Raw genomic sequence first — 25962 nt, 5'->3', positions numbered from 1 at the left:
ACCGAACAGCGCAATCCGGCGTACGACATGTTTGACGCCGACGCGGCCTCGCGTGGCCTCGGCATCGAGCTGGTCGAGGCTGGCGACGGTGCGGCGGTGGCCCGGATGCGGGTGACCGAGCAGATGCTCAACGGCCACGCGATCGCCCACGGTGGCTTCGTCTTCCTGCTCGCCGACACCGCCTTCGCGCTGGCCTGCAACAGTCGGGGCCCGGTCACCGTCGCCGCTGGCGGCGAGATCACCTTCGTCCGGCCGGCCGGTGCCGGTGACCTGCTCACCGCCTGTGCCACCGAGCGCACCCGGTACGGCCGCAGCGGCATCTACGACGTCACCGTCACCCGGGACGATGGCGCGGTGGTCGCGGAGTTCCGGGGGCGCAGCCGGACCCCGGCGTCGCTTCCGTCGACATAGGATCCCGGCCATGCGCGTGTTGGTGGTGTCCGCGCCGCTGGTCGGCCACGTCTTCCCGCTGGTGCCGCTCGCCGTGGCGTTGCGTGACGCCGGCCACGACGTGCTGCTGGCCACCGGTGGCGGTGGGCTTGCCGCCGCCGGGGCTGGCGTGTCGGTGCACGACGTCGCGCCGGGCTTCGACTTCGGCCGGATCGCGCTGCGGGTCTTTCCCCGCCATCCGCTGATCGCCCGGGCCGAGCTGGCCGGCACCGCCGGCACCCGGGGCGCCGGCCTGCTCTTCGGCGCGCTCAACGACCAGCTCACCGACCCGGTCGTCGAGCTGGCCACCGAGTGGCGGCCGGACCTGGTGGTGTACGAGCCGTTCGCGGTGGCCGGCGCGGTGGCCGCCGCCCGGCTGGGTGTGCCGGCGGTCCGGCAGGAGAATGCCCTCTTCGACGGACGCGACCTGGTCCAGGCCACCTCAGCCCGGCTCGGCGCCGCGCTGCGCCGGCACGGCCTGAGCGAGCTGCCGCCACCGGCCGCCGCCCTCGCCGTGGCACCGCCGAGCGTGGCGACGCAGGAGGGGTGGCCGATGCGGTACACCTCCTACGTGGGCGGCGGCGAGCTGCCGCCCTGGCTGCGGGAACCTGGTGAACGACCCCGGATCCTGGTCACCCGCAGCACCCTGACCGGCCCCGGCGACAAGGGGCCGATGCCCGCTGTGGTGGCGGCCGCCGCCCAAGTGGATGCCGAGTTCGTGCTGGTCCGGCCGGACCAGCGGTCGGCCCGTACGCTGCCCGACAACGTCCGGGTGGTGGACTGGATCCCGCTCGACGAGGCGTTGCCGGCGAGCGCGGCGCTGGTCCACCACGGCGGGGCGGGCAGCTGCTTCGGCGCCCTCGCCGCCGGCCTGCCGCAGATGGCCACGGTCGGCCCGGGAGACCGCCGGCACAACGCCGAGCTGGTGGCTCGCCGCGGCGCCGGCCTGGCGCTGCGTCCGCGCGACATCACCCCGGAGACGCTGACCCGGCTGCTCACCGACGACCGCCTGCGGACCGCCGCCGGGCAGGTCAGCCGGGAGATCGCCGCCATGCCGCCGCCGTCCGACCTGGTGGCCCGGCTGGCCGCGCTGGTCTGACGGCCGGCCCGCGTGGCCGCACCGGATCGACGCCCAGCTGGGGCAGGATGGCCGGATGCGACACGTCGTGCTGTTCCACTCCGTGTACGGGCTGCGGCCCGCCGTGCGCGCCGCCGCGGACCGGCTGCGCGCCGCCGGACACCGGGTCGTCACCCCGGACCTGTACGGCGTTCCGGCCACCGACACCGTCGAGGAGGGCTTCGCGCTGCTCGACAAGATCGGCCAGGACGTGGTGCTCGACCGGGCTCGGGCGGCGCTGCGGGAACTGCCGGCGGAGGCGGTGCTCGCCGGCTTCTCGATGGGTGCCGGCGTGGCCGGGGCGCTGCTGGCCGAGCGTCCCGACAGCGCCGGTCTGCTCCTGCTGCACGGCACCGGTGGGGCGCCGGAGTCGGTCCGGCCCGGCCTGCCGGTGCAACTGCACCTCGCCGACCCGGACCCGTACGACACGCCGGACGAGGTCGACGAGTGGCAGCGGGCGATGACCGAGGCCGGCACCGACCTGACGGTCTTCCGCTATCCGGGCGTGGGGCACCTGTTCACCGACCCGGACGTCGCCGAGTACGCCCCGGAGGCCGCCGCGGCGACCTGGCCACGGGTGCTGGCTTTCCTCGCCGCCCCCTGAGCACCTGTCCGGGCCCAACGACTGTCGATGGTTGCGGCACTTTTCTAGCGTGAGGACAGACTCCCGTCCTCGAAGGGCACGTAGCCGTGAATGAGACAGTCCTCAGTGTCGTCGGTCTGGTGCTGGTCGCGGTATCGCTCGGCTTCTCCGCACTGCAGACCCGGGAGGTCGCGAGACAGAGCCGCATCAACAACGGGATCGGGTCGGCCGCCGCCCTCGTGGAGGTCAACAACCTCATTCGCGCCTGGCACGAACGGCTGCTCCACGACCCGTCGGCACGCCCGTACTTCTTCGACGGGAAGCCCGCCACGACGGACGACGTGGAGCGGCCGAAGGTGTTGACCCTCGCGGAACTGCTCGGCGACGTACTTGAGTGCAACCTGCAGATGGCCTCGCTCCTGCCCGCCTTCAACTTCGCTCATTCGTGGCACCACTGGCCCGCGCAGATGTTGCGGCAGAGCCCGGTTCTCGTCGAGGTGGTGGAGCGCTACCCCGACTGGTGGCCGACGCTCCACCTCCTGCAACAGAAGATCCGTGAGTCCAACGGTGAACCACTGACCCACCCGCTCGTCCCCGGACGCACATCCCGTTGGTCGGTCGCCTCGCTCCGACGTCCACAGAGACGTCTGCCTCAGGCACGCGGAAGCCAAGCGGACGCTCCGACGGTGACCCCCACTGCACCCTCGGCCCCGCAGCAATAGCCTCGCCGCCTGGACCGGCGCCTACCCTGCAACTGCCGTAGGAGTTCGGTAGATCTCCGTACCTCGCCCACCAGCCCACATCCGCCGACGGACCGTCAGGCGGACGCGGCCAGGCCGTCCGGCCAGCGGATCAGCGGCGGGCGGGGTACGGCGTGCGCCGCGCCGGGCGGAGCACCGACGACGGCCAGCGCGCCGTGGCCGGGCAGGGGGCGTCGCCCGGCTGACCCCGGCCCGGTGGGTGCCGCGCGGACCGATGCCGGCGAAGCGTCGGCGCATGCACCGGTCGGCGACGCCGGTGCGGCTACGGGCGGATGACCCCCGGAGAGGGTCGCCACGGGCGCGCCGAGCCGGGAGGCCGCGCGGTGGACGGCGAGCGCAGAGGAACGCGTCGACGGCATGTCGCCCGCCGACGCGACGGCGCGGAGCCGGCGGACGGCCGCCGGACGGCCGATCCCGGAACTCGGCACGGGCGGCGGGGCCGCCGCCGTCGAGGTGGGGAGGTGTCGGCGCAGCGGCGCAGGCTGGACGGACCCGCGCGGCCGCGCCGCGGGCTGGATGGACCCGCTCGGTCGCGCCGCGGGCTGGATGGACCCGCTCGGTCGCGCCGCGGCCAGCTCAGCGAAGACGGCGTCGAGGCGGCGGGCCTGGGAGCGGACGGCGTCGAGGCGCACGACCTCGGCGCGTGCGGTGGCAGCGCCGACACGCTCGGAACCAACGGCGGCAGACCTGGCGCCGACGACGGGGTCGCCGGCAGGCCGGTCGGCGGCGGGGCTCGCCTCCCGTCGAAGGACGTCCGGGTCGACGGCGTCGAGGTGGCTGGTGTCGAGGTGGCTGGCGTCGAGTTGGACAGCGTCGAGGCGGGCGGCGTCGGCGGCCCGGAGGGCGAAGACGGCGCGCAACGCGCGGGGCAGTCGCTCGGCGGCGACCCGGCGCAGCGCGGGCGCCGCGAAGGCGTACCCGCTGGCGCGGCGGGGGAACAGCAGCCCGGCGGCGACGAGCGCGCGCAGAACGGGAGCGGACCGCCCGGGGGTCCAGCCGAGCACCCGGTCCAGCGCCGCGTCGGAGATCACGCCGTCGAGCGTGCCGGCGGCCATCAGCACCGCCCGGCGCTCGCCGTCGAGCCGGTCCAGCTCCGCGCCGACGGCCCGGCGCACCGCCTCCGGCAGCGGGAGCGCCGCCGGGTCCGCACCATCCCCGATGGATGCCACGTACGCGGCCGCGTGCCCGGGCCGGCCGCCCACCAGCGGAAGCAGCCGGTCGACCAGGGCCACCGGCTGCCCGGCGCGGGTCAACAGCTGACGCAGCAGTCGCCCGGACTGCACTGCGGCCAGCGGCCGGATCGCCATCCGCCGGGCGGGGCCGGGCCGGGTGTCGGCCCACTGGGGCTGGTGCAGGGTGACCACGGCCAGCGGCACCCGTCGCGCGGTGGCCGCGGTGAACAGTGCGTGCAGGAAGCGGCTCACCGCGGGCGCGGCACGGTCCAGGTCGTCCACGGCGACGAACAGCGGCCGGTGGGCGGCCAGGCGCAGCAGGGCGTCCCGGCAGATCGCCGCGCCGGCCAGCGCCGCGGCCGAGCCGTCCGGTGCGGTCAGCAGCCGCTCCAGCGCCGGCACCGCCGCCGCGACCCGGGCCGGCGGGAGCAGCGGCGTCAGGGCGTTGGCCAGCCGGTCGCGGACCATCGCCGGGCCGTCACCGTGGCGGATCCCGGCGAAATCGCGGAGCAGCTCCGCGACCGGCGCCAGCACCTGGTCGGGGTACGGCTGGCAGGTCGCCACGCACCAGCGCACCGCCACTCCGTCCACCGTGGTCAGCGAACGGGTCAGTTCGTGCAGCAGTCGGCTGCGGCCGCTGCCGGTCGGGCCGACCAGGGACACCCAGCGCGGGTTCTGCTCGCGGACTGCCCGGCTCAGCTGGTCCCGGAGGGTGGCCAGCTCGCGGCGGCGGCCGATCAGGGGGCCGTCGTGCCGGTCGGCGCTGGGTCGTACGGGGCCGACGGCGTGCCAGACCGGCATCGGCGGCACCCGACCGGAGACCGGCACCGGCGCCAGTTGGCGCTGGGCGATCAGGCCGGCGGTGGCCCGGGCGGTGGTCGCGCAGAGCGCGACGGCGCCGGGTGGCGCGTACTCCTGCAGGCGGGCAGCCGTGGTGATCACCGCGCCGCTGGCCACGCCGTGGCCGCCGCTGACGGCGCCGCCCAGGTCGACCACCACCTCGCCGGTGGCCACACCGACCCGCACCCGCAGCTTGATGTCCCCGACCATCTGCCGACGGTCCAGCGCGGCCTGGATCTCCAGTCCGGCGCGGACCGCGCGGTACGCGTCGAAGCCGTCGGAGTGCCGCGCGCCGAAGAGCGCCATCACCGCGTCGCCGACGTACTTCTCGACCACCCCGTGCCAGCGGTGCAGCACACCGCCGACGGTGTCGAAGTAGGCCCGTTGCAGCGCCCGGACGTCCTCCGGGTCCAGCCGGTCGACCAGCGCGGTGGAGCCGACGATGTCGGCGAAGAGCACGGTTACCGTGCGTCTCTCCTCCGGCACCGGCCAGTGTCGGTGGGCGGTCCGCTGCATGTCGACGACGGTGCTGCTCATGGGTATCGCACCGGCCTTTCCCCAGCTGATGGTTGACGACCTTCGGAGATTGGCACTCCTGGGCCGACAGGGGATCGGCAGAACGACGTATGTCGGCCCACCGCAACCTTTAGTCGCAATGTCGACGCGAGGAGTACCACAAGCGGGAGATGGCCGTAGAACGGTTCGGGGGCGTGTGATTAGGCTGCGTGCCATGGCCAGCGATGTGGACACTGCACCGCTCGTGGGCCGAGCCGAGCTGGTGCAGACGGTTCGGACCGCGCTGCTCGGTGACGTCTCGCACGGGCAGACCGCCGCCGTCTTCCTGACCGGTGAGAGTGGCGTGGGTAAGACCCGGCTGCTCGGCGAGATCGGCGCCCAACTGCGTGACCAGGGCGCACTGGTGCTCACCGGCAGTTGTCTGGACATCGGCGACGCCTCCCCGCTGCACCCGCTGTTGCAGGCGTTGCGGCGCTTCGACGCTGATTTGTCCGCCTCGCAGGCCCGCACCTCCTCGGCGGTCCGTGGGCTGTTGCAGATGTTCGCCGACGAGACCGCCGGCCCGGACGGCGCGGGTGCGCTGCTGGAGCGGGTCTCCCGCGGGCTGCACCTGATCGCCGAGGGACGGCCGCTGGTGCTGATCCTGGACGACCTGCAGTGGGTCGACCGGAGCACCCGGCAGCTGCTGCTGTACCTGCTGGCCGGGCTCGGCGACCTCCAGCTCTCGGTACTGGCCGCGGTGCGTGCCGAGTCGTTGCAGGGCGCACACCCGCTACGCCGGGTGCTCACCGAGCTGCGCCGGTTGCGGACGGTGCGGGTGCTCGACCTGGCCCCGCTGGACCGGGCGGGCACCGAACGGCTCGCCGCCGCGGTGGTCGGCCGGACCTTGTCCGCCGACGCGGCCGAGCAGGTGTGGCAGCGCAGCGGCGGCAACCCGTTCGTCATCGAGGAGTTGGCCCGCGACCTGCGCGACGGCCGGGACGGGCTGTCGGAGACGCTGCGCGAGATCTTCCTCGCCCGGGTCGACGCGCTGCCCCAGCACGCACACGCAGTGGTGCACGCGGTGGCCACCGGCGTCGAGCCGGTGCAGCACTGGATGCTGGCCCAGGTGCTCCGGCTGCCGGAGGAGGAGCTGATCGAGGCGGCCCGCGCCGCGGTGGCGCACCGGCTGCTGGTCGGCGCCGACGACGGCTACCGGCTGCGGCACAGGCTCGTCGCCGAGGTGCTGGCACACGAGCTGCTGCCGGCCGAGCGCTCCGGGCTGCACCGCCGCTACGCCGAGGCGTTGACCGCGGCACCGGGCGAGCTGCACCAGGCCCGGTTGGCGCACCACTGGCGGCTGGCCGGTGAGCCGGCCCGGGCGTTGCCGGCGGCGGTGGCCGCCGCGCAGGAGGCCGAGCGGCTGCACGGCTACGCCGAGGCGCACCGGCACTGGTCGGCGGCGTTGCAGCTGGCCGGTGACCCGGGCTCGCTGGCGGTGGACCGGGTCGAGCTGCTCGGGCACGCCGCCGAGTCGGCCCACCACTGTGGGGAGCACGCCCGCGCGCTGGCCCTGCTGGAGGAGCTGGCCGCGGTGCAGGGTGGCGAGCCGACCTGCGCGCTGCACATCCGCCGGGCCCGCTACCTGGCTGCCGCGGGGCGCTCGGCGCTGGCCGAGGAGGAGTACCAGCGGGCGTTGGTGGCGGCGGACTGCTCGCCACGTGACCGGGCCACCGCCGCCGCGCACCTGGCCGAGCTGCTGCTGCACCTGGGCCGGTACGCCGACGCAGGCCAGCGGGCCCGGGAGGCGCTGGAGTTGGCCGCCACGGTGGAGGGTTCCACCACCGAGGTGGTGCTGGCCAGTGCGGCGCTCGGCTTCAGCGACGCCTATCTGGAGGACCCGGACGCCGGGCTCGCGGTGATGCGCCAGGCCCTCGACACCGCCGAGCGCGCCGGTAAGCCGGAGGATGTGGCCTGCGCGTACCTGCACCTGGCGGAGCTGCTGACCGGGCCGCTGAACATCCTCGAAGAGGGGGTGGTGGTGGCCCGGCGGGGCGCCGAGCGGGTGGCCGAGCTGGGGCTGGGCCGCACCTGGGAGACCCGGCTGCTGGCCATCGCCACCAACGGCCTGTTCCGCGTGGGCCAGTGGGCCGAGGCGGAGAAGGTGGTCGCCGCCGCGCTGCGGCACCGCCCGTCCGGCGCGGACGCCGTGGAGCTGCTCCTGGCCCGGTGCCGGCTCTCGGTGGGCTACGGCGACATCGAGGCCGCCGGCCGGGACCTCGACGCGGTGGCCACCGTGCTCGCCGGCGGTGGTGCGCGGCACGTCATCCCGCTGCTCACCCTGCGCGCCGGGCTGGCCATGTGGGAGGGCCGGCACGACGTGGCGCGGCAGGCGGTGCAGCGCGGCCTGACCGAGAGTCGCTCCGACGACGTGACGATCCTCTCCGCGCTGGTCTGGCACGGCCTGCGCGCGGAGGCGGAGGCGCACGCCAGCCGCACCGTAGCGGTGGACCCGACGGCGGTGCGCCGGCTGCGGGAGACCGCCGAACGGGTGGCCCGCAAGAGCGCGTCCGCGGCCCGACCGGTGCGCTCGGTGGTGGACGGCTTCCTGGCGCTCTGCGCCGCCGAGGTGAGCCGCCTCGACGGCAGCGATCCGGAGCTGTGGGCCAACTCGGTCGCCGAGTGGGACCGTCGCAACCACCCCTACCCGGCGGCGTACTCGCGGCTGCGGCAGGCCGAGGCGCTGCTGGCCCGGCGCAGCCGGGTGGCCACCGCCGGCAAGCTGCTGCGCGAGGCGTACGGGGTGGCGCAGGGGTTGGGTGCGGTGCCGTTGACCTCGGAGATCCGGGAGCTGGCCGGGCGAGCCCGGGTGCCGCTGGAGGAGCGCGAGGCCACCAACGGCACGCCGGGTACGGCGGCCGAGCCGGTCGACGACGAGCTGGCGGCGCTCACCGTGCGGGAGCGCGAGGTGCTCTCCCTGGTCGCCGAGGGGCTGACCAACAAGGAGATCGGGCAGCGGCTGTTCATCAGCGAGCGGACCATCGGCGTGCACGTGTCGCACATCTTCGACAAGCTCCAGGTCCGCACCCGCGTCCAGGCCAGCGCGATCCAGTTGCGCAACCGGCGCGGCTGACCGACCGGTCCGTCAGCCGGCGCCTGTGCGCGCCGGGATACGTCGTTCTACTGATCCGACGGGCGGGTGTCGGCTGAAAGGCTGAGCACCGTCGACGGCGGCACGGGGGTGCTGCGGACCACCATGGAGGAGAGATGACCGAACCGGTCTGGGGGCCCGTGCACCGGGACATCGTCGACCTGCTCGCCGACCACCCCGCGGACGTGCCGGCCGTGGTCGATCACCTCGCCAAGCTCCAGGACATGCTGGTGCGGTTGCCTCCGCTGGAGGAGAGTTGCCCGCTGGCCGACTTCAACAAGCTGTACCTGACCATCACCAGCAGTGTGCTGGACGGGCTGTACGACGACCGCTTCGTCGACCCGGCGTTCCTCTCCCGCCTGGACGTCGAGTTCGCGGCGCGGTATTTCGACGCGCTGCGACTGTGGACCGACTCCAGCCCGGGCACCCCGAAGGCCTGGTCGTGCCTGTTCGAGCGGATGCGTGGGCCGGATGCGCGCCCGCTGCCCTCGGCGGCCGCCGGGGTCAACGCGCACATCAACTTCGACCTGCCGTTCGCGCTGGTGACAACGTTCGACCACCTGGAGTCGGAGCCGGTCGACGGCAGCGACCAGCACCACGACTACCTCGAGATCAACAACATCTTCGCGGACAAGATCCCCGGCCTGCGCCGGGGTTACCTGGAGCGGTGGCAGCTGCTCATCGACATGCTCAACGGTGACATCGACGACTGGTACCAGGGGGAGCTGGTCGAGTACACCCGCGATGTCGCCTGGCGCAACGCGCAGAAGATCTGGCGGTGCCGGCACGATCCGGACGCCCGCGAGTGTGAGCGCACGCGGTTGGACGACAATGCCGCGGCGCTCGGTCGGCTGCTGCTCTCGCCCCTGGGGGCGTTCCTGCAGTAGCCGGGACGGGGGGTTCCCGCGCTCCGCCCCAGGGGGGTGGGCGGAGCGCGGGGACGCATCCCTCCCGCCAGTTCCACGTGGCCGGTCCGAGAAACTCGGTCGGCCCCGAGGGGACAGCCGGTCGACCCGGGGGGTGCCGACCGGCTGACACCGGCGGCCGGCCCGGGGGCGGGCCGGCCGCCGGTGGGGGAGAGGCGGCGGGGAGGGACGGCGGGAGATCCGGCGGGACGAGGGGTGTCGCCGGGCAAGTTCCGGGTACGCCCGCGCCATGACCGTCCTGGCCCGGCGCCGGCCCGCCGCCCGACCCCGGCCCGCGCGGCCCGGCCCACTGCGGCCGGGCGGCCCGGTGCCTCGACCCGCCATCCGGCCCGGTGCGGGATGACCGGCCCCGTGACGCGGTTCCCGTTCCGCTTCGACCCGGTGTTCCGCCCCGCCCTGGCGCTGCTGGGCGTCCGGCCGGCAACCGCCTGGGTCACCGTCAGCGACCGGGAACTGCTGATCCGGTACGGGCCGTGGCAGTTGCGGACCGATCGGGACAACGTGACCGGCGTCGAGGTGAGCGGCCCGTACCGGTGGTGGCGGGTGATCGGCCCGCACGTGTCGCTGGCCGATCGCGGTGTGAGCTTCGGCAGCACCGCGGCAGGCGGGGTCTGCCTGCGCTTCGGCGTACCGGTGCCGGCCCTGGCGCCCGGGGGGTGGCTCCGGCACCCGGCGGCCACGGTGACCGTCGCCGACCCGCCCGCCCTGGCGCGGCTGTTCGTCGGCCCGGACCTGCCCTGAGCAGGCCGTCTGCCTGCCCGGTTCCACCGGCCGGGCCACTACGTACCGCCTACGGTCGGATCAGGACCTGCGAGGGTGGGACGGGCGATGGCTGACGAGCACCGGGCGAAACCACGACGCGGCAGCGGACGTCGCCACCCGCCCACCGGGCCGGACCCGGCGCTGCGCGCCGCCCGCGACCCGGCCCGCGCGCACCCGGGCGGCCGGCAGGGTGTCGTGATGCCCGAACGGGTGGCCGGCCCGGTCCGGCCGGCGCCGCCGGCGAGCCCGCTGCGCCGGTGGTTCTTTCAGCACCAGGTGCAGCCGCCGGGCCCGGAGGCGACCGAGGCGCAGAGTCGGGCGCACTCCTGGTGGCAGGTGATGTGCCTGACCGGCGTGGACTACTTCTCCACCCTGTCGTACCTGCCGGGCATCGCGGCGGTGGCGGCCGGCGCGCTCTCCCCGCTCGCGACCCTGCTGATCGTCGCCCTCACCCTGTTCGGAATGCTGCCGATGTACCGGCGGGTGGCCCAGGAGAGCCCGCACGGGCAGGGCTCGGTGGCGATGCTGGAGCGGCTGCTGCCGTTTTGGCGGGGCAAGATCTTCGTGCTCGTGCTGCTGGGCTTCGTGGCCACCTCCTGGATCATCACGATCACCCTCTCCTCGGCTGACGCGACCGTGCACCTGCTGGAAAATCCGTTGCTGCCGGACACCCTGCACAGCCCCGTCGTTCCGGTCGTGGTCACGGTGGTGCTGCTGCTCATCCTCGGTGGGGTGTTCCTGCTCGGCTTCCGCGAGGCCGTGGTGGTGGCCATCCCGCTGGTCGTGGTCTTCCTGCTGCTCAACGCGGTGATCGTGGTGGTCGCGGTGGCCCGGATCGTCGCCGACCCGGGCATCGTGTCGGACTGGACCGCCGCGCTGACCGCGGAGGGCGGCGGGTTGGGCAACGTGCTGCTCACCGCCGTGATGGCTTTCCCTCTGCTGGTGCTGGGGCTGTCCGGGTTCGAGACCGGGGTCAGCATGATGCCGCTCGTGGCAGCCGACGGGCCGGACCCGCAGGCCCGGCTGGCTGCCCGGATCCGCAATACCCGCCGGCTGCTCACCACCGCCGCGTTGATCATGTCGGTCTACCTGATCTCGACCACCTTCGTGACCACGGCGCTCATCCCGGCCGAGGAGTTCCGGCCGGGCGGCGCCGCGAACGGCCGGGCGCTGGCCTTCCTGGCGCACCGCTACCTGGGCGAGGTCTTCGGCACCGTCTACGACGTGAGCAGCGTGTTCATCCTCTGGTTCGCCGGCGCCTCGGCGATGGCCGGCCTGATCAACATCGTGCCCCGCTACCTGCCCTCCTACGGCATGGCCCCGGAGTGGGCGCGGGCGGTGCGCCCGGTGGTCATCGTCTACACCCTGGTCAGCGTCGCCATCACGATCGCGTTCCGGGCCGACGTCAACGCCCAGGCCGGGGCGTACGCCACCGGGATCCTGGCGATGATGGTCTCCGGCGCGGTGGCGGTCACCATCTCCGCGGCCCGCCGTCGCCAGCGCTCGGCCGCCGTCGGCTTCACCGTGCTGACCCTGGTGCTGCTGTACGCGCTGCTGGAGAACGTCATCGAGCAGCCGGACGGAATCACCATCTCCGCGCTGTTCATTCTCGGCATCATCGTGGTCTCGCTGATCTCCCGGGTCACCCGGACCACCGAGCTGCGCGCCGAGCGGATCGAGTTCGACGAGCCGGCCCGCCGGTTCGTCGCCGAGTCGCTGGCCCACGACGGGCAGCTGCACCTGATCGCGAACAAGCGGCAGAGCGGGTCGGTAAAGGAATACACGATCAAGGAGCGTGCGCAGCGCGGGATGAACCCGGTGCCCGGGGCCGCCGACGTGCTGTTCCTGGAGATCGACGTGGTCGACCCGTCGGAGTTCAGGCACGTGTTGCGGGTGCACGGGGTCGAGGTGGGCGGGTTCCGGGTGCTGCGGGCCAGCAGCCCTGCCGTGCCCAACGCGATCGCCGCGATCCTGCTGGCCCTGCGCGACGCCACCGGGGTCCGGCCGCACGGGCACTTCGAGTGGTCGGAGGGAAGCCCGATCGCGCACCTGCTGCGTTACCTCATCCTTGGCCGGGGAGACACTCCGCCCGTGGTGCGGGAGATCATTCGCCGCACCGAGCCGGACCCGCTGCGCCGGCCCGGTATCCACGTCGGCGGCTGACCGTGGTGACCGTCCCGTACACCGTTTGACGACTTTGAACGTGAATGGCAACACTATTCACGTTCACGCCTTCTTGTCCGTATTGCGGACTTATCGTGACCTTTGGTGGCCGGCGGCACGTCGAGCCCCCCGCGCCCGGATCGGCGCGCGGTCACGTTCACCCAGGCAGGAAGGTAGGCACCTTGATGTCCACTTATCGTGGAGGAGATCGCCCGGCCCGACCCAGGCGGCGGTCCCGATGGTTCTTAGCCGGCGGGCTCCTGGCCGGGAGCCTGGTGGTGGGAGTGGCCGGCGGCGCCGCCGCCGCCGACCGCGACCTCTCCCTCTCGGGCCTGGGCAGGTTGACCGCTGCCGAGGCGCGGGGTGAAGACGACCGGGAGGCCGCCGACCCGACTGCCCCGGAGCGCGACGGGGGCCGCGGCGGCGAGCCGGGCCAACCGAACACGCCGGGCACCGGCAAGCGCGGCGTCGTGTCGGTGCCCTGCGACGCGGCGAAGCTGGTGGCGGCGCTGGTGGCAGCCAACGCCGAGGGTGGCGCGGAGCTGCGGCTCGCGCCCAAGTGCCGGTACACCCTCACCGACGCGTTCCAGGAGAAGGACCAGTACGACGGTGGGATCCGCGACGCGCGGGAGGCGGCCGACGCCGCGGAGACCCCCGGTGACGCGGACGCGCCGCCGCACAACCCGGCCGACGACACCGCTGGTCTGCCGGTGATCTACCAGCCCATCACCATTGACGGCGCCGGCGCCACCATCGCCCGCGACGCCCAGGCCCCGGCGTTCCGCTTCTTCACCGTCCGCGACGGTGGCGAGCTGACCCTGCGCGACGTGGAGCTGCACAACGGCCGCTCGGCCATCGAGGGCGGCAGCGTGCACGTGGTGCACGGCGCCACGGCCGTGGTGGAGCGGGTCACCGTCACCCAGAGCACCTCGCTGTCCCCGGAGGGCGGCGGCGGTGGGATCTTCAACGACGGCAACATGGTGGTCACCGACTCCACCTTCATCGGCAACAGCGCCGCCGGCGCCGCGGGCAAGGGCGGGGGCCTGCTCAACGGCGGCGTACTGACGCTGAAGCGCTCCGAGTTCCACCGCAACAGCGCCAATGCCTACGGCGGAGGGCTTGGCAACTTCCGGGGCGCGGCCGACGTGGAGAGCACCACCTTCGCGGAGAACAGCGCCGGCCAGGGTGGCGGGCTGGCCAGCTTCTCGGCCCGGACCAAGGTCTACGAGACCGAGCTGCTGAACAACACCGCCCAGGTCGGCGGCGGCGCCGCGAACTCCGACGCGGTGCTGGTGATGCGCAAGATGACCATCCGCGGCAACACCTCCACCGTCAACGGCGGTGGCATCTCCACCGTGCAGGGCCTGCTGCCGCTCGACGACAGCGTGGTCGACGGCAACACCACCCACGGCATCGGCGCCGGCATCTACGCCGCCAAGTCGAACCTGCTGGTTCGCGGCAGCGACGTCACCGGTAACGAGGCGGTCGGCGCGACGTCCAAGGGCGGCGGCATCTTTGCCACCGCGGGCTCGGTGGCGATCTACACCAGCAAGGTCACCGGGAACGCGGCCACGGTGAAGCCGAGCGGCATCTTCGCCGAGCACGCCGGGGCCAGGATCGACGACGAGAGCGTGGTCGTCGAGAACGAGCCGACCAACTGCGAGGGCAGCGCGGTGCCGATCGCGCACTGCTTCCGCTGAGCAGCGACCCGCGCAGCCATCCGGAGCGCGGCCGGCCGCCCGGACGATCACGGCGATCGTCCGGGCGGCCGGTGTCGTCACGGCTCGCGGCGGCTGTCGTTCACGGCTGGCGGCGACTCAACCCAGCGCGCGCAGCCGACCGGACAGCTCTCCGGCGAAGAAGTCGAGGAAACCATCCGGGTCGGGCCCGGCGTTCTGCAGCACGATGTGGTCGAAGCCCGCCTCGACGTACGACCGGACCTTGGCCACGTGCGGCTCCGGGTCGGGTCCGACGGCGAAGAGCTCGCGGATGTGCTTCTCCTCGACGTACGAGCTGGCCGCGTCGAAGTTGACCGGGTTGGGCAGCTCGCTCATCACCTTCCAGCCGGTGACCATCCACCGGCTGGTCTGCAACACCGCCCGCACCGCCTGCTGCTCGTCGCTGGCCCAGGCCAACGGCGCCTCGGCGTAGCGCGGGCCCGCTCCGCCGGCGCGCCGGTAGTGCTCGACGATCGACGCCTCCGGTTCGGTGGCGAACAGCCCGTCACCCAGCTCGGCCGCGAGCCGGGCCGACGCTTCGCCGCTGGCCGCCACCGCGATCACCGGCGGTGTGTCCGGCAGGTCGAAGAGCCGAGCGTCCTCCAGGTGCAGATGCCGGCCCTCGTACGACTGGTAGCCGCCCTGCCAGAGCAGCCGGATGATCTCCAGAGCCTCGCGCAGCCGTTCGTGCCGGCCCTGCACGCTGGGGAAGCCCTGCCCGACCACATGCTCGTTGAGCCGCTCGCCGGCGCCCACGCCGAGGGTGAACCGTCCGTCGGAGATCAGCGCCATGGTCGCCGCGGCCTGCGCGATGATCGCCGGGTGGTAGCGCACGGTCGGGCAGGTGACGCCGGTGGCCAGGCGCAAGTTGCTGGTCTTCGCCGCGATCGCGCCGAGCACGCTCCAGGTGAACGACGAGTGGCCCTGGACGTCCAGCCAGGGGTGGAAGTGGTCGCTCATCTCCACGAAGTCGAAACCGACCTGCTCCGCCCGGACGGCCTGCCGGATGATCTCCTGCGGCCCGTAGCCCTCCGAGGCCAGCTTGTAGCCGATCTGCATGCCATGCTCCCGATTCGGTCCGGTTCCGCCCGGCGACTGACGCCGGAGCGGTTCCCGGCCTCGGGACCGACAAACGCGGGACGGCCAGCTAGCCAGCCTCCTAGGACGCCTTAGGCGATGTGCGGTGCCTCCGACGGCCGCGTGGACCCCGGCGGGGGACGGACGGTCGGCGGAGCCTCCGACGCGCCCGCGTTCCGCTGCGGCATGGTCCGGACAGCGAACGGCCCGCGCCCCGGACGGGCGCGGGCCGGCGTCTGTGTCCTACTTGGACGGCTCGGGCAGCTTGCAGTCGACCTTGGGGTTGGCGCCGATGTAGTTCAGTGGCCCGGCCACGATGGTGACCAGGATGGTGCCGGCTTCGGCGCAGTTGGTGTCGTCACCGCTGTAGTAGCCCCGCTGGCCGCCGGCGATCGCGCCGATGATCAGCCAGATCACGACGATGACTCCGAGTATCGAGGTGCCGCGCATCGCTGCCTCCTGAAGGAATGTGGTGGGTCGAGGTGCAGGCGTTGTACCCAATCCGGTCTCGCGGCTAACGGCCCGCGACAACCACCGGGATCGTCCGTCCGGCCGATGGCGTCCGCCGTCGGTACGGCCCGGGCATCGGCCGCCCGCATCGGGTAGTGCGGGCCGGCTATCGGATCGACGACCAACCCGGCCGCCGTACGCGTCGCCGGACGTAGAACTGCCTCACGGCCCCGCCGAGGAGGACTCATGGACGCGCCGACACCGCCCCTGTACATCGACCGCCCCGAGGACGTCGCGGCTGCGGCCCGCGCGTTGGCCGGCGGCGCGGTTGTCGCGGCGGCGTTTGCCAACTTCTACGTCATCGTCACCCGCCCGGACGCGGCCACCGTGCGCCGGGTCAACCTGGCCAAGGGCCGACCGATCCACCAGGTTGGCAGCATCACCACCGCGGTCGGCCGGATCCCGGCGATGTTCGACTGGTCCCGGATCTCGCCCCGGCTGCCGGTCGGCCGGGTGCGGGCGCTGATGGACGCCCTCTACGGCGCCGGTCCGTTCGGCTTCCGTGGCCCCGCGGCGGACCGGCTGCCCGAGCATCTCACCCAGGTCGACCGAGGGCTGCGCACCACCCAGGTGATCGCGCCCGGGCTGACCTGCCCGTCCAACGCCTTCTTCGAGCGGGCGCTCGCCGAGACCGGGTCGGACCACCTCTACATCACCTCGGCGAATCGGTCCCGGCACCTCACCGGCGCGGCGGAGGAACCGGCGCACTGGAAGGCCGGAGGTCTCGCCGCCGACTTCGCCCACCTCGACGACCTGGTGGTGCTCGCCCATCGGGACGAGGCGGCGGCCCGCGCCGCCTACCCGGGCTACCTCACCACCTCGGTCACCCTGCTCTCCTTCCACGCGCCGGAAGGTGAGCTGGAGGAACCGCCGGTGCTCACCGTGGACCGGCACGGCTCCCTGCACCTGGACGACGTGCGCCGAGCCGCCGCGCCGCTCGGGCTCCAGGTGCGCCTCGGCGGCGCCGCCGGGCAGCGCCTGCAGGTCCGGGGGTACGCCGGGGCGCTGGTGTGAGCGGATATCGGATCGGGCTGGTGGTGCCCAGCTCGAACACCACCATGGAGACCGAGATCCCGGCGATGCTGCGACGGCGCGAGACCGTCGACCCGACGGTCCACTTCACCACCCATGCCAGCAGGGTCCGGCTGCAGCAGGTGACGCCCGACGAGCTGGCCCGGATGAACCGTTCGGCCCTCCGGTGCGCCGCCGAGCTGGCCGACGCCCGTTGCGACGTGCTCGCGTACGCCTGCCTGGTGGCGGTGATGTGCGAGGGCAGCGGCGCGCACGAGCGGGCCGAGCGGCGGTTGGGCCGCGCGGCCGGCCGGGCCGGTCACGAGATGCCGGTGGTGACCAGCGCGGGCGCGCTGGTCGCCGGGCTGCGTGCGTTGGGTGCCCGCCGGGTGGCGCTGATCGCGCCGTACCTGCCGCCGCTGACCGCGACCGTCGCCGGCTACCTCGCCGCGCACGGTGTGCGGGTGACGGAGGCGGTGAGTCTCAGCGAGCCGGACAACGTCGCGGTGGGTCGGATCCCGGCGCAGCGCCTGGTGGAGCTGGCCGACCGGCTGGACGTGACCGACGTGGACGCGGTGGTCCTCTCCGCCTGCGTCCAGCTGCCGTCGCTGGCGGCGGTACCGCAGGTGGAGGCCCGCCTCGGCCGCCCGGTGCTCACCGCGGCCACCGCCACCGTGCACCAACTGCTCACCGGCCTGGGCGTCGAGCCGTACGTGCCGGACGCGGGTCGGCTGCTGGCCGGGGCGGCGGTGCGCTGACCGGACCGCCCGGCGACCGGGTGGTTCAGTGCGGTGGGGCGGGGGCCTCCGGCGGCTTGCCGCGGCTGCGCCGAAAGTCGGCATACGCCACGCCCGCCAGCACCAGCAGGGCACCGAGGGATGCGAAGACTGGTGGCAGGAAGAGCGCCGCGGGCGCGATGGTCAGCAGCGCCAGCAGCCCGCCGGGGCGGGACAGCGACACCCGGCTGAACACCTCGTACTCGAACGCGGCCCGGCCAGCCAGGAACAGCGCCGGGCCGCCCAGGATCACCGCCAGCCAGGCCGGCGGCGTCCGCTGGGTCGGCTCGTGCAGCACCAGGTGGAATCCGGTGGCCGTGGTCGCCACCCCGGCAACCATCAGCAGGTGGGTGTACGGGGCGGTGAACAGGAACTTGCTCGGCTCCTTGGACGCCTTGATGGCCACCGGCAGCAGCTCGCCGGACTTGTGCACGTAGATCCGCCAGAGCACCAGGGTGGTCAGGAACGCCACCGCGAACGACCCGATGTTCTCCACCTCGGAGTGTGCCAGGCTGAACATGGTGCCGATGGTCAGGATGGCGTCGCCGAGGGCGATGATGAAGAACTGCTGGTAGCGCTCGGAGAGATGCTCCGCGGTGACGCTGCGCTGCTTCTCCGGCACGACCCCGAGGCCGGGCACCGGGTACGCGAGCCGGAAACCGCCGTAGTCGATGGCGAGCGCGAGGGCCCAGCAGGCGATCCGGGCGTCGTCGCTGACGTACCCGCCGATGATCCAGGGGATCGCCGACACGGCGAACCAGACGAAGATCCGCGCCGCCCGGCGCTGGGTCTGCGGTTCCCTGCGCACGAGGGGCATCAGGAACAGCCCGCGGCCGAGGTGGATCGCCACGTAGGTGGCGGCGAAGACCAGCCCCCGGGCGCCGAACGCCTCCGGGATCGCGGTGGTCATCAGCAGCGCGCCGAACATCACCGCGGTGATCAGCAGCTTGATCTCGTTGCGTTGCGGGTCGTACAGGTCGGTGACCAGGGTGGTGATGGCCCAGGTCCACCAGACTGCGGCCAGCAGGATCAGCGCTTCAACGGCCCGGTGCCAGTCGAGGTCCTCGACCATGCCCCGGGAGATCAGTGCGAGCGCGACCACGTAGACCAGGTCGAAGAAGAGTTCGAGCAGCGTCACCCGGCGTGGGCCCTCCGGGTCGCGCAGCGGAGGGCCGGCCCCGGAGTCCGGCGCGAAGTGCACGGGCTGCTCCTGCGGTGCCGGTCGAATCGGCGGGGCCATCCGCCTGCCTCGACCGACGGTAGCGAGCAGCCGACGACGCTACCTCCCGGTTGTCCGGTCTTCCCTCGACCGAGGGTGATCGACTCGGGCCTCGGCGGTCGACGCGCGGTCGTTCCGCCCGAACGGCCGAGCCCCCGGCCCGCCGCCCCGCAGGACGGCCTCGCCGGGGGCCCGGTTCTCGTCGTCAGCCGCGGGCGTCGCCCGGCAGGACGGCGGCCATCTCGTCACCGGCGCCGGCCAGCACCCGGGCCTGCTGCGGCCAGCTGGCCAACCCGGGGGCGGCACGCAGGCCGGCAGCCCGGATCAGGTCGCGCAGCGCCGGCTCGTCCAGCTCGCCGAGCTGGCCGTAGGTGCGTACGCCGGCGGCCTGCAACGCGGCCGCCATCTTCGGCCCGATCCCCTGGATCCGGCGGAAGTCGTCGGCCGGGCCCTCCGAGCCGGTGTCCGCACCGTTCGGCGCGGTGGCGGCGATCGGCCGGACCGGCGGCGTGGCCCGCACCGGCTCCGCGTCGACGTGCGCCGGCTCACTGGCCGCCGTCGTCTCCACCGGGGTCGTGTCGGCCAGCGTGGCCTCGACCTCGGTCGTGGTGGCCTCGGTCGTGGTGGCTTCGATCGGCGTGGCCTCGGCCTGCGGCGCGTCCGTGGGCGTGACGTCATCCGCCGGCTGGCGGGGAGCGATCACGGCCGCCGGGGCGGGCTGCTCCTCGACCGCGACCGGCGCGGGTTCCGGGTCCGCGGCGGGCTCGGGCCGGAGGGCCTCCGCATCGGACCGCTCGGTGGCGGAGAAGGCCGGCGGGGCGTCGGTCAACGCCATGTCGGCCGGGTCGACAGTGCTCGGGGCGCCTGCCGGGGCGGGATCGTCCGGCGTGGTCACCGCGGCCGGTGCGCTGACCGTGTCCACCGGGACCGGTTCGTCGGCGACCGCGGCCGGCGCCGGGTCGACGGTCGCTGCCGGCCGGGCCTCGTCGGTGGTGGCCGCCGGTGCCGGCGTGGCGACCATGGCCAGGCCAGCGACAGGATCTCCGTCCACGATCGACGGACCCTGCCCGCTGACCCGTACGCCCTGCCGACCGCGCAGCAACCATCCAGCGGCCAGGCCCAGCAGCAGTGCCAGTATCACTATCAGCGAGTGTCCGATAGACCACGCCACGGCGAATCTCCCTATCACGTCGTCAGAAAAGTCACGAGAAAAACTCGCCGCAGCTTTGCACATGCGCGTTTACGCCGACAGGGAGGATCGGTCGGGTGCGGTACGGGTGGGACGGTCGCCGCACCGGGTGCCGGATGGGTGACGCAGCGTTGTGCTGGGCACGACGGAATCCGGGCCCGGCGTGGGGACGCCGGACCCGGATCGGCAGGGGGATCAGTCCTGGTCGCCCTCGTAGGTGTGGAAGTCGTCGACGAACCGGCGGCGCAGTCGGGGTACCCGGCTGGTCACCCCGAAGTAGCCACGTGCGCCGAGCAGCGCGAGCCGACCCACCACCGGCCGGTACATCCGGTCGTCGCCGCTGGTGCCGCTGCGGTTCAGCGATTCGATGACCCGGGCGAAGCCGTACGGGACCATCGCGGCCTCGTAGTCGGCGACCGCCTGCAGCAGCGTCTTGTCGCCGGCGACGGCGCGGGCGAGTTGCTGACAGAGCAGGCGGGCGTCGCGCAGCGCGGTGTTCGCGCCCACCCCGCGACCGGGTGTCATGGTGTGGATGGCGTCGCCGAGCAGGGTGACCGTGCTGCTCTTCCAGGGCGGCACCGGCTCGGACGTGGTCACCTTGATCGGTAGGGCGCTGTCCGGCTCACCGCGGGTCAACAGCTCCCGCAGGTGTGGATGCCAGTTCGGAGTGAGGTCCAGGGCGACCCGTACGAGGTCCTCGCCGCGGCGCTGCATGACGTCGGCCGGGAACCGGCGGGCCGCGCTCCAGATGATCAGGTTGATGTTGTCGGTGGTGGTGTCGTGGGTCAGGCCCGGCCATTGGCGCAGCAGGGCGGCGTCGGCGTCGCCGACGCCGGGTTTGATCGCTCGCTCGGCGTCCCACTTGAACTCCATCATGTGCAGGACGCCCATCGTCCCGCCGGTGCCGAAGATCAGTGAGATGCCCTGGCGGACCCGCTCCGGGACGAGGTCGCGGGTGCGCGCGGTCAGCGGGATCCGGGTGGCGACGTTGATGGTGCCGGCGTCGCGGGTGACCGCGTGTGGCAGGTACTGGCGGCGTACCGCCGAGTGCGTGCCGTCCGCGGCCACCAGCAGGTCGCCGGTGGCGCTGGTGCCGTCGGCGAAGTACGCGGTGACCGTGCCGTCGTCGCGCTGCTCGTACCGGACGAAGGTCCGGTCGAAGTGCACGACGTCGTCCACGCCGGTGAGCAGCACCTGGCGCAGCACCATCCGGGCCACCGAGTGCTCGGTGTGCACCGGGTCGGCGTCCGGCCGCAGCTCGAACGAGGCGGTCTGGCGCAGCCCCTGGGTGACCACGTTGAAGTAGCGCGGTGGCCGGGCGCAGGTGGCCAGGAACGTGGCGAACAGCTCCGGCGGCAGGCATTCCCGCAGCGCCCGGCTACCGGTCGGGCCGATGCCCACCCGGTAGCCGAGCAACCCCTCGGCGCGGTGGCGGTGCCGCTCGTAGACGGCGACGCTGATCCCGGCGCGGCGCAGCCCGTGTGCCAGGCACAGCCCGCCGGTGCCGGCGCCGATGATCAGGACGTGCGGTGCCGGGGTGGACACGTCGCCCGTCCGCTCAGCCGGCCGGGTGCGCCGCGGGCGCCTCGGCCGCGTCCCACCGGTAGAAGCAGCCGGCGATCGCGTCCCGGGGGGAGCGCCAGGTCGGCAGGTACGGCGAGGTGTGCGCGGAGAGCCGCTCGTTGACCTGCTGGAAGAGCGGGTGGTTGCGGGCGGCGGCCAGCGCGTCCGGGTCGACGTCCGAGGTCTCCAACAGGTGTACGTACACGTCGTGCAGGCAGTACAGCGACCGGTGTGTGACACCGGTCAGACCGGGCAGTTCGCTGGCGTCGGACTCGGCGAAGATCTGCGCCACCCGCCCCTCCGCGCCCGGGATGATTCGGCTGACGACCAGTAGACGACTCATGGGACCCCCTTTCCGCCGGTGGCTTCCCCGACCCTCGGGTCGACGGCCACGTGCTCCAAGGTGCCCACCGTGCCGCAGCGACTGTCACGTCACCGTCACGTACGCCGGCCGACCGGTGACGGCCGACCGGCGGCCTCCCGGCTGGCCTCGCGGATCGGGGCGAGCGTGTCGTCGAGCAGGGCGCTCATCGCGGGGCTGGGCTCCAGGCGCAGCTCCCGGCGCAGCAGGTCGCGGTAAACGTAGAAGGCGTGTACGGCCTCGAAGGCGTTGCCCTCGGCGAGGTGGATGCGGACCACCAGCCGGTGCGGCGTCTCGCGCAGCGGCTCGGCGGCCATCGCCTCCAGCGCGGCCTCCAGCGCGTCACCGTGCCGCCCCGCGACCAGGTGCTGCCCGGCCAGCTGCTCCAGCATGTGCAGGCGCAGTTGGCGCAGCCGCTCCCGGTCCAGCAGTACCCAGTCGTCGTACCAGCCGGGCAGCAGGTCGTGCCGGCCGGCGGCGAGAGCTCCGGCGGCGGTACGCGGCTCGTCGCCGTCCCGGACCCGGGCCGCCGTGCCGACCAGTTCGTCCACGTCGAGTCGGACCGCCGGGCCCAGCCGCACGGTGTCACCGGCCACGGTCAGCGGGCAGCAGGGGTCCTGCCGCAGCCGCCAGAGCGCCGTGCGCAGCGACGACAGCGCCCGTTCCTCCGACGCGTCGGGCCAGAGCAGCCCGGCGAGCTGGCTGCGGGTGGCGCCGGGGCGCAGCCCGATCAGCGCGATGACCCGTTGCAGCCCGCGCGGCACCACGATCGGCGCCGCGCCACGCAGCAGCCGGAAACCGCCGAGCAGATGCAGCGAGACGCCGGCCTCGGGAGGGTGTCCGGCGGTCGGCACGGACGGATCAGCGGCCACGGCGGCACCCCCTGCGGAACGCTCGTCCCGACTGTCTCCTGTGTCCCGGATCGGCTGCCCGTGACGCCACTGTCGACCCCAACGGTGGGAAACGACCATGGCTGTCGGGGCGCGGCCCCGCCCGCTCGAGCCGCCGGGCTGACCACGGTGAAGATTATCAATAGGGTCACGGTGAGTCAACGGAAGTGTGGACCTTCTGTCGGTGATCGGCCAACCGTGAGATCGGTTCTGAACTGCTAAAACACCCGCCCGAGTCCTTCGTCGCAGAGCTTCCCGGCGCATAGCTGATACACAGGTTGCGTCAACGCAGCGTCACCAGCCAGCGTCGCAGAACGGCCCGCCACGGTGACGCCGCCGTGACGTGGACTGCCGCATCGTGTCGGGAGTCGTCCAGCGGTCCGGGGTCACCCGCCGCCGGCCCGGACGCCGTGGGGGGAGGCCCAGCCATGGACCGATCGCTGATCGTCGCGAAGGTGGTCCCGACCGCCGAGGAGCGGGTCGCCGAGATCTTCGCCGAGTCGGACGCGACGGAGCTGCCGCGTCTGGTCGGCGTCCGGCACCGATCGCTGTACCGCCTGCACGACCTCTACGTGCACCTGCTCGAGACCGAGCAGCCGGCGCAGGGCGCGGTGGAGGCCGCCCGTGGCCATCCCGAGTTCGTCCGGGTCAGCGACCGGCTGCGGCCGTACGTCTCGCCGTACCTGCCGACCTGGCGGTCGCCGCGCGACGCGATGGCGCACTGCTTCTACCGGTTCGACGCCGTGGACGCCGGGCGGCGGTCGTGACCGCCACCGCGCCCCGCGAGGAGCAGCTCTGGTCCCGCTGCACGGGCTGCGCGAGCCTGCTGTACCGCAAACGCCTGCGGCGCAACCTGGACGTCTGCCCGGAGTGCGGCGCGCACGCCCGGCTCGGCGCCCCGGAACGCCTACGCCAGCTCGTGGACCCGGGCTCGCTGCGCCTGCTGCCCGACCGACTGCCCGAAGCGGATCCGATCGACTTCGTCGACGTGCTGCCGTACCCGCACCGGCTCACCGCAGCCCGGGCCAGTACCGGGCTGGCCGAGGCGGTCGTCTGCGCCACCGCCACCATCGGCGGGCACCCGGCCGTGCTGGCGGTGATGGACTTCCGATTTCTCGGCGGGAGCCTGGGATGCGCGGTGGGGGAACTGATAACCCGGGCCGCCGAACGGGCGCTGGACGACCGCAGCCCGCTCATCCTGGTCACCGCCTCCGGCGGGGCACGGATGCAGGAGGGCGCACTGTCGCTGATGCAGATGGCCACGGTCAGCCAGGCCATCGCCGCGCTGCGCGAGGCGGGTCTGCTCACCGTCAGCGTGCTCACCGACCCGACCTACGGCGGGGTGGCGGCGTCGTTCGCCACCAACACCGACCTGGTGCTCGCCGAGAGCGGCGCCCGGATGGGCTTCGCCGGGCCCCGGGTGATCCGCCAGGTCACCGGGCGGGCGTTGCCGGAGGGTTTCCAGACCGCCGACTTCCTGCTGCGGCACGGTCAGATCGACATGGTGGTGCAGCGCCGGTCGCTGCGCGGGCGGTTGACGGCGCTGCTCGCCGCGACCCGTACCGGCCGCCCGGCGCGCCCGCCCGTACCCCGGCAGGAGCCGGCGCCGGGCCATGAGCGCCTGGCCGACGACGGCTCGACGGTGGCGCCCGCGACGATCCCGCCGGTCGGCGAGGGTCGAGGCGCGTCCGCCGGCACACCTACGGCCAGCGCCGACCCGGCGCCGGCGGCACGCGACCCCTGGGACACCGTGCGGGTGGCCCGCAACCCCGGTCGACCCACCACTCTGGACTACCTCGACTCCGTCTTCGACGGGTTCGTGGAGTTGCACGGCGACCGGCTCGGCGGGGACTGCCCGGCGGTCGTCGGCGGCGTGGCCCGGCTGGATGGCCGGCACGTGATGGTGATCGGCCACCAGAAAGGGCACACGACGGCCGAGCTGGTGGCCCGCAACTTCGGCATGTCCAGCCCGGCCGGGCACCGCAAGGCGCTGCGGCTGATGCGCCTCGCCGCCCGGCTCGGCCTGCCGGTGGTGACCCTCGTCGACACCCCCGGCGCGGACCCGGGGGTGGGCGCCGAGGAGCAGGGCCAGGCGGCGGCCATCGCGGAGAACATCCTCACCCTGACCGTGCTGCCCACCCCGGTGCTGGCCGTCATCACCGGCGAGGGCGGTAGTGGTGGCGCGCTGGCGCTCGCGGTCGCCGACCGGGTGCTGATGCTCCAGCACGCCGTCTACTCGGTGATCAGCCCGGAGGGCTGCGCCGCCATCCTCTGGCCCGACCGGTCCGCAGCGCCGCAGGCGGCCCGCGCGCTGCGGTTGACCGCGCCCGACCTGCACCGGCTCGGGGTGGTCGACGAGATCGTGCCGGAGCCGGCGGCGGCCGCGCACGACGACCCCACGGAGACCGCCCGGCGGTTGCGCGCCGCGTTGCTGGCCAATCTGCTGCCACTGCTGGACGTACCGCCCGCGATGCTGGTCCGTCTCCGCCGACAGCGGTTCCGGCGGTTCGGCGCGCCGCGTACCGGTGCCCGGGCGGGTGCCCGGTGACCGCCGGGGACCGGGCGGTGTCGACTGTCCAGGCGCCCGGCGATGACGCGCTGTCCGCCGCCGGGACGCCCGGCGTCGACCGTCGGTCCGCCGGGCACGACGGCGCGTCCCTGCACCCCGAACCGGGAAACGGGCACGGCGGGGTCCGGCTCGACGCCGACCGTCCACCGGACGGCAGCCGGCCCGACGACGCCGGGGCGGGCGGCGAGGAGGTGCTGGCCGGGCTGCGCCGGCAGGCGCGCCAACTGGTCGCCGAGCTGAGCGGGCCGGTGCGCCGGATCCGGCTGCGCAGCGGGCCGGCGGTGCTGGAGGTCGAGTGGCACCCTGGCGATCCGGCGCGGCCGGACGTACCCCCGGCTCCGCCGCCGGTCGAGGCGGCGACCGTGCCGCCGGACGCGACGGTGCCCGGCCCGCCGGCGGCGGTGATCCGGCCGCCGGTGCCCGGGCGCGCCGCGGTCCGGGCGCCCATCGTCGGCACCTTCTACCGGGCGCCGGAGCCCGGCGCGGCGCCGTTCGTCGCCGTGGGCGACCTGGTCCGCCCGGGTCAGCCGATCGCCATCGTCGAGGCGATGAAGCTGATGAACGAGGTGGCCGCCGACCGTGCCGGTCGGGTGGTCGCGATCCTCGTCGAGGACGGCCAGCCGGTGGAGTACGACCAGCCGCTGGTCGAGCTGGATTCGGCCTGATGGCGCGGGTGGGGT

22 protein-coding genes are annotated in these 25962 nt (G+C 73.8%); 14 read left to right on the top strand and 8 right to left on the bottom strand.

Going from position 1 to position 25962, the window contains the following annotated elements; translation table 11 throughout:
* The first annotated feature begins 27 nt into the window (after nucleotides 1-27).
* The 4 genes from paaI to ACFY29_RS00560 all read left to right on the top strand — a co-directional run bounded on the left by paaI (nucleotide 28) and on the right by ACFY29_RS00560 (nucleotide 2851).
* Nucleotides 28-411, top strand: a complete 384-nt coding sequence (gene paaI / locus ACFY29_RS00575) for a hydroxyphenylacetyl-CoA thioesterase PaaI (RefSeq protein WP_386984575.1) — start codon at nucleotides 28-30, stop codon at nucleotides 409-411.
* A gap of 10 nt (nucleotides 412-421) precedes the next feature.
* Nucleotides 422-1528: a nucleotide disphospho-sugar-binding domain-containing protein gene (locus tag ACFY29_RS00570; protein ID WP_386982058.1), complete on the top strand. Its 1107-nt coding sequence runs from the start codon at nucleotides 422-424 to the stop codon at nucleotides 1526-1528.
* A gap of 55 nt (nucleotides 1529-1583) precedes the next feature.
* Complete coding sequence (locus ACFY29_RS00565) at nucleotides 1584-2150, top strand: dienelactone hydrolase family protein (protein ID WP_386982055.1); 567 nt, start codon at nucleotides 1584-1586, stop codon at nucleotides 2148-2150.
* 86 nt (nucleotides 2151-2236) lie between these two features.
* Nucleotides 2237-2851, top strand: coding sequence for a hypothetical protein (locus tag ACFY29_RS00560; RefSeq protein ID WP_386982052.1), 615 nt, complete (start codon nucleotides 2237-2239; stop codon nucleotides 2849-2851).
* A gap of 95 nt (nucleotides 2852-2946) precedes the next feature.
* Here the strand turns inward: ACFY29_RS00560 and ACFY29_RS00555 are convergent, their stop codons facing one another.
* A complete protein-coding gene (locus ACFY29_RS00555) occupies nucleotides 2947-5439 on the bottom strand; it encodes an AAA family ATPase (RefSeq protein ID WP_386982050.1) in 2493 nt (830 codons plus the stop codon).
* A gap of 193 nt (nucleotides 5440-5632) precedes the next feature.
* On the opposite strand from ACFY29_RS00555, the gene ACFY29_RS00550 reads away from it, so the two are divergent.
* From ACFY29_RS00550 to ACFY29_RS00530, 5 genes are all read left to right on the top strand, one after another.
* The gene (locus tag ACFY29_RS00550; RefSeq protein ID WP_386982047.1) at nucleotides 5633-8530 is read left to right on the top strand and encodes an AAA family ATPase; all 2898 of its coding nucleotides are present in this window, start codon (nucleotides 5633-5635) and stop codon (nucleotides 8528-8530) included.
* A gap of 134 nt (nucleotides 8531-8664) precedes the next feature.
* Complete coding sequence (locus tag ACFY29_RS00545) at nucleotides 8665-9435, top strand: DUF5995 family protein (protein ID WP_386982044.1); 771 nt, start codon at nucleotides 8665-8667, stop codon at nucleotides 9433-9435.
* A gap of 390 nt (nucleotides 9436-9825) precedes the next feature.
* Nucleotides 9826-10215 (top strand): hypothetical protein, encoded by a 390-nt coding sequence (locus ACFY29_RS00540; RefSeq protein ID WP_355608888.1) that lies wholly within the window; start codon nucleotides 9826-9828, stop codon nucleotides 10213-10215.
* An 87-nt stretch (nucleotides 10216-10302) separates the two neighbouring features.
* A complete protein-coding gene (locus tag ACFY29_RS00535; protein WP_386982041.1) occupies nucleotides 10303-12399 on the top strand; it encodes an amino acid transporter in 2097 nt (698 codons plus the stop codon).
* A 185-nt stretch (nucleotides 12400-12584) separates the two neighbouring features.
* Nucleotides 12585-14099, top strand: coding sequence for a hypothetical protein (locus ACFY29_RS00530; protein ID WP_386982038.1), 1515 nt, complete (start codon nucleotides 12585-12587; stop codon nucleotides 14097-14099).
* A 117-nt stretch (nucleotides 14100-14216) separates the two neighbouring features.
* Here ACFY29_RS00530 and ACFY29_RS00525 read toward each other — a convergent pair whose 3' ends face one another.
* Together ACFY29_RS00525 and ACFY29_RS00520 are read right to left on the bottom strand one after the other, a co-directional pair.
* Nucleotides 14217-15176 (bottom strand): TIGR03557 family F420-dependent LLM class oxidoreductase, encoded by a 960-nt coding sequence (locus ACFY29_RS00525; RefSeq protein ID WP_386982035.1) that lies wholly within the window; start codon nucleotides 15174-15176, stop codon nucleotides 14217-14219.
* A gap of 261 nt (nucleotides 15177-15437) precedes the next feature.
* Nucleotides 15438-15644, bottom strand: coding sequence for a hypothetical protein (locus tag ACFY29_RS00520; protein WP_252415601.1), 207 nt, complete (start codon nucleotides 15642-15644; stop codon nucleotides 15438-15440).
* 246 nt (nucleotides 15645-15890) lie between these two features.
* Between ACFY29_RS00520 and ACFY29_RS00515 the strand changes: the two genes are divergently transcribed.
* Together ACFY29_RS00515 and ACFY29_RS00510 are read left to right on the top strand one after the other, a co-directional pair.
* A complete protein-coding gene (locus ACFY29_RS00515; protein ID WP_386982031.1) occupies nucleotides 15891-16718 on the top strand; it encodes a hypothetical protein in 828 nt (275 codons plus the stop codon).
* Nucleotides 16715-17473 (top strand): Asp/Glu racemase, encoded by a 759-nt coding sequence (locus ACFY29_RS00510; RefSeq protein WP_386982028.1) that lies wholly within the window; start codon nucleotides 16715-16717, stop codon nucleotides 17471-17473. The genes ACFY29_RS00515 and ACFY29_RS00510 overlap by 4 nt, the downstream gene beginning before the upstream one ends.
* A 25-nt stretch (nucleotides 17474-17498) precedes the next feature.
* Here the strand turns inward: ACFY29_RS00510 and ACFY29_RS00505 are convergent, their stop codons facing one another.
* From ACFY29_RS00505 to ACFY29_RS00485, 5 genes are all read right to left on the bottom strand, one after another.
* Nucleotides 17499-18692, bottom strand: coding sequence for a low temperature requirement protein A (locus ACFY29_RS00505; RefSeq protein WP_386982025.1), 1194 nt, complete (start codon nucleotides 18690-18692; stop codon nucleotides 17499-17501).
* Nucleotides 18693-18915: 223 nt separating this feature from the next.
* Nucleotides 18916-19851 (bottom strand): hypothetical protein, encoded by a 936-nt coding sequence (locus ACFY29_RS00500; protein ID WP_386982022.1) that lies wholly within the window; start codon nucleotides 19849-19851, stop codon nucleotides 18916-18918.
* A 243-nt stretch (nucleotides 19852-20094) separates the two neighbouring features.
* Nucleotides 20095-21444 (bottom strand): FAD-dependent oxidoreductase, encoded by a 1350-nt coding sequence (locus tag ACFY29_RS00495; protein WP_386982019.1) that lies wholly within the window; start codon nucleotides 21442-21444, stop codon nucleotides 20095-20097.
* Nucleotides 21445-21457: 13 nt separating this feature from the next.
* Complete coding sequence (locus tag ACFY29_RS00490; protein WP_386982016.1) at nucleotides 21458-21805, bottom strand: TcmI family type II polyketide cyclase; 348 nt, start codon at nucleotides 21803-21805, stop codon at nucleotides 21458-21460.
* A 95-nt stretch (nucleotides 21806-21900) separates the two neighbouring features.
* Nucleotides 21901-22695, bottom strand: coding sequence for a BTAD domain-containing putative transcriptional regulator (locus ACFY29_RS00485; RefSeq protein ID WP_355608913.1), 795 nt, complete (start codon nucleotides 22693-22695; stop codon nucleotides 21901-21903).
* 446 nt (nucleotides 22696-23141) lie between these two features.
* On the opposite strand from ACFY29_RS00485, the gene ACFY29_RS00480 reads away from it, so the two are divergent.
* The 3 genes from ACFY29_RS00480 (at nucleotide 23142) to accB (ending at nucleotide 25947) form a co-directional block, all read left to right on the top strand.
* Nucleotides 23142-23480 carry a TcmI family type II polyketide cyclase gene (locus tag ACFY29_RS00480; protein WP_355608916.1) on the top strand — a complete coding sequence of 113 codons (339 nt, stop codon included), beginning with the start codon at nucleotides 23142-23144 and terminating at the stop codon, nucleotides 23478-23480.
* Nucleotides 23477-25261 carry an acetyl-CoA carboxylase carboxyltransferase subunit alpha gene (locus ACFY29_RS00475; RefSeq protein WP_386982011.1) on the top strand — a complete coding sequence of 595 codons (1785 nt, stop codon included), beginning with the start codon at nucleotides 23477-23479 and terminating at the stop codon, nucleotides 25259-25261. The genes ACFY29_RS00480 and ACFY29_RS00475 overlap by 4 nt, the downstream gene beginning before the upstream one ends.
* Before the next feature lie 110 nt (nucleotides 25262-25371).
* Nucleotides 25372-25947, top strand: a complete 576-nt coding sequence (accB, locus tag ACFY29_RS00470; RefSeq protein WP_386984574.1) for an acetyl-CoA carboxylase biotin carboxyl carrier protein — start codon at nucleotides 25372-25374, stop codon at nucleotides 25945-25947.
* Nucleotides 25948-25962 lie beyond the last annotated feature (15 nt).

The sequence above is a fragment of the Micromonospora sp. NPDC000668 genome, assembly GCF_042897975.1.
Lineage (GTDB): Bacteria > Actinomycetota > Actinomycetes > Mycobacteriales > Micromonosporaceae > Micromonospora.
This window is presented reverse-complemented; position numbering and strand designations above follow the sequence as displayed.

Bases quoted from the DNA above. Each gene is read 5' to 3' on its own strand.
- paaI (WP_386984575.1), top strand. From the start codon at position 28: ATGTTTGACGCCGACGCGGCCTCGCGTGGCCTCGGCATCGAGCTGGTC.
- ACFY29_RS00570 (WP_386982058.1), top strand. From the start codon at position 422: ATGCGCGTGTTGGTGGTGTCCGCGCCGCTGGTCGGCCACGTCTTCCCG.
- ACFY29_RS00565 (WP_386982055.1), top strand. From the start codon at position 1,584: ATGCGACACGTCGTGCTGTTCCACTCCGTGTACGGGCTGCGGCCCGCC.
- ACFY29_RS00555 (WP_386982050.1), bottom strand. From the start codon at position 5,439: ATGAGCAGCACCGTCGTCGACATGCAGCGGACCGCCCACCGACACTGG.
- ACFY29_RS00550 (WP_386982047.1), top strand. From the start codon at position 5,633: ATGGCCAGCGATGTGGACACTGCACCGCTCGTGGGCCGAGCCGAGCTG.
- ACFY29_RS00545 (WP_386982044.1), top strand. From the start codon at position 8,665: ATGACCGAACCGGTCTGGGGGCCCGTGCACCGGGACATCGTCGACCTG.
- ACFY29_RS00535 (WP_386982041.1), top strand. From the start codon at position 10,303: ATGGCTGACGAGCACCGGGCGAAACCACGACGCGGCAGCGGACGTCGC.
- ACFY29_RS00530 (WP_386982038.1), top strand. From the start codon at position 12,585: ATGTCCACTTATCGTGGAGGAGATCGCCCGGCCCGACCCAGGCGGCGG.
- ACFY29_RS00525 (WP_386982035.1), bottom strand. From the start codon at position 15,176: ATGCAGATCGGCTACAAGCTGGCCTCGGAGGGCTACGGGCCGCAGGAG.
- ACFY29_RS00520 (WP_252415601.1), bottom strand. From the start codon at position 15,644: ATGCGCGGCACCTCGATACTCGGAGTCATCGTCGTGATCTGGCTGATC.
- ACFY29_RS00515 (WP_386982031.1), top strand. From the start codon at position 15,891: ATGGACGCGCCGACACCGCCCCTGTACATCGACCGCCCCGAGGACGTC.
- ACFY29_RS00490 (WP_386982016.1), bottom strand. From the start codon at position 21,805: ATGAGTCGTCTACTGGTCGTCAGCCGAATCATCCCGGGCGCGGAGGGG.
- ACFY29_RS00480 (WP_355608916.1), top strand. From the start codon at position 23,142: ATGGACCGATCGCTGATCGTCGCGAAGGTGGTCCCGACCGCCGAGGAG.